This window comes from Intestinibacter sp. (genome assembly GCF_051866655.1).
Classification (GTDB): domain Bacteria; phylum Bacillota; class Clostridia; order Peptostreptococcales; family Peptostreptococcaceae; genus Intestinibacter.
In genome coordinates this window covers 1-2,429 of record NZ_JBJDXL010000495.1, presented here as the reverse complement: position 1 = coordinate 2,429, position 2,429 = coordinate 1, and the positions used below count along the sequence as shown (strand labels likewise).

The 2,429-nt window shown below is 29.3% G+C and carries 3 protein-coding genes; all 3 read left to right on the top strand.

Translation table 11 applies throughout. From position 1 onward, the window contains the following. Positions 1-518, top strand: a 518-nt coding sequence (locus tag ACI3VO_RS14930; protein ID WP_439758678.1) for a GyrI-like domain-containing protein, incomplete at its 5' end; no start/stop codon positions are given. Between the two features lie 131 nt (positions 519-649). Then, the gene (locus tag ACI3VO_RS14925; protein WP_439758677.1) at positions 650-1,357 is read left to right on the top strand and encodes a B3/B4 domain-containing protein; all 708 of its coding nucleotides are present in this window, start codon (positions 650-652) and stop codon (positions 1,355-1,357) included. A gap of 165 nt (positions 1,358-1,522) precedes the next feature. Continuing rightward, positions 1,523-2,299, top strand: a complete 777-nt coding sequence (murI, locus tag ACI3VO_RS14920; protein ID WP_439758676.1) for a glutamate racemase — start codon at positions 1,523-1,525, stop codon at positions 2,297-2,299. Positions 2,300-2,429 lie beyond the last annotated feature (130 nt).

The window sequence follows — 2,429 nt, the reverse complement described above, 5'->3', positions numbered from 1 at the left end:
ACAAAATAGATAAAAAAATAAAACAAATAGAAGATGCAATAAACACTGAACATATAAATGAAGTTGTTGAATTAAATTTAGAAGATAGAAAGATTGTGAGATTAAAGGGTAAAAATATCTCCTATGAAGATATCGGAATATATGTGAGAAAATTAGTAAAAGAATCTAGGCAGAAGGTTTCGCTATCATATGGAAATGTAGGGCTTTTTATAGATAAAAATAATTTCAAAAATGAAAAATACAACCAATACGATGGAGTATTTGCGATTATAGACAAGACTAAATACGATAGAAGGCTGCTAAAAAAGCTTCCAAAGGGCAAATATCTAAGTATTAGATTTAACGGGTACCACAAGGATGCACCTGCTTATTACGATAAAATAAAAAAATATATAGAAGACAACAATTATAGAATTTTAGACGATCCGTTTGAAATACAGATAGTAGATCCAACTTTAATACAAAAAGAGGACGACATGATTACAGAAATTCAGGTTTTAGTGGAGAAAAATGATTAATATTTTAATAAAACAGTGTTTAGATATTGACATTATACTTACTTGAAGGTTTATAATTTATATACTGGAGATATAATTATTTTAATTAGCTCCAATAGACAAAACGTATAGTTCATTAAGGGGTGAAACAAATGAAGTTTATTGTAGAAAAGGAAGTATTTGATAAGTTAGATGATGTATGCTTTGGAATAGTCGTAGCAAAGGGAATCGATAATACACAAAAAATAGAAAAGATACAAAACTTATTAGAAGCTGGAATTAAAGCAAATGAAGAAAAATACGAAGGAAAAAAAGTAAAGGAATCTGAAGAAGTAGCTTGCTATAGAGATGCTTTTAGAGAACTTGGAATAAATCCAAATAAATTTATGAGTTCTATAGAGGCTATGCTTACAAGAGTTTCTAAGAAAAAGGGATTGCCAAGTATAAATCCTATAGTAGATATCGGAAACGCTATGAGTCTTAAATACTACTTACCTATGGGAGCCCACGATATAGATACAATTATGCCACAAGATGTAGAAGTGAGATTTTCAAGAGAGGGAGATAAATTTATCCCATTTGGAGAAACAGAAGCAGAAGTATTAGACGCAGGGGAATTAGTATATGCTGTTGGAGATAAGGTAAGAACTAGAAGATGGATATGGAGACAAAGTGAAGAAGGAAAGATAGTAGAGAGCACAAAGAATATATTTTTCCCAATCGATGGATTCAAAAATTCAAATTACGACAATTTAATGGCAGCTAGAGAAGAGCTTGCTAGCTTGCTTAAAGAGATATTCGACTGTGAAATAAAAATAGGATTTATAGATAAAGATAATAGAGAATTTGAGATAGATTAAATTGATATTTTTAAAGCTGTATCTGTTAGATGATTTAAAGCAGATACAGCTTTTTTGCACTTATTTTGAACTAAAAAAATATTTTTTTGTATAAAAAGGATATATATTTTATAATAATAAAAGTGATAATATATTAAGAGCGAAATTTATACAGGAGGAGTTTAAATGGATAACAGTAAAAAAGCCATAGGAGTGTTTGATTCTGGTCTAGGCGGAATAAGTGTGCTTAGGGACCTTAAAGAGCTTATGCCAAACGAAAACTTTATCTACTACGGAGATTCAGCATATGCTCCATATGGTGTAAAGACTAAGGATGAAATTACTGAAAGATGTGTTGAGATAATAGAATTTTTTATAGAAAAAGGCGTAAAGGCTGTAGTAATAGCGTGCAATACAGCAACTAGCGCATCTGCAAACTACCTTAGAAAAAAATACAAGGATTTACCTATAATAGGTATGGAGCCTGCATTGAAGGTTGCAACACAAGGAGTAAAAAATAATAATATAGTAGTCATGGCAACACCGCTTACTTTAAAGGAAAAGAAGTTTGAGAAGCTAATGAACAAGTTTATGGGAAATAACAATGTCATAAAAATGCCATGTCCAAAGCTTGTGGAAATAGTTGAAAATGATTTGATAGATGACGAAAAAGTAGTTTTAGATCAAATTGAAGAGTACTATAAAAATATAAATGTGGATAATCTAGACAGCGTTGTTTTGGGATGTACTCATTTTATTTTTTATAGAGATTACTTAAAAAAATTTCTTCCTCAAAATACAAATTTAGTGGACGGAAATTTAGGTACTTGCAGACATCTTAAAGAGATTTTAGAAGAAAAAAATGAGTTAAATAAAGATGATAATACTGGAAAGATAGAAATATACAATTCTAGTGAGGATCAAAAATATATAAATCTTTCTAATAAATTATTGGCAAGATAGATTTGAATTAATTTTCAAATCTATTTTTTGTTATTGAGGAAATTATAATTTTTATGAAGTTTTTGTGAATTTTACAAAAATTATAGAAAACTGTGTTATTATAAAAATATAGAACCGACCGTTCGGTCTT

What these genes read in the sequence shown, in the direction of transcription:
- ACI3VO_RS14925 (WP_439758677.1), top strand. Translation starts at nt 650, where the DNA reads ATGAAGTTTATTGTAGAAAAGGAAGTATTTGATAAGTTAGATGATGTA.
- murI (WP_439758676.1), top strand. Translation starts at nt 1,523, where the DNA reads ATGGATAACAGTAAAAAAGCCATAGGAGTGTTTGATTCTGGTCTAGGC.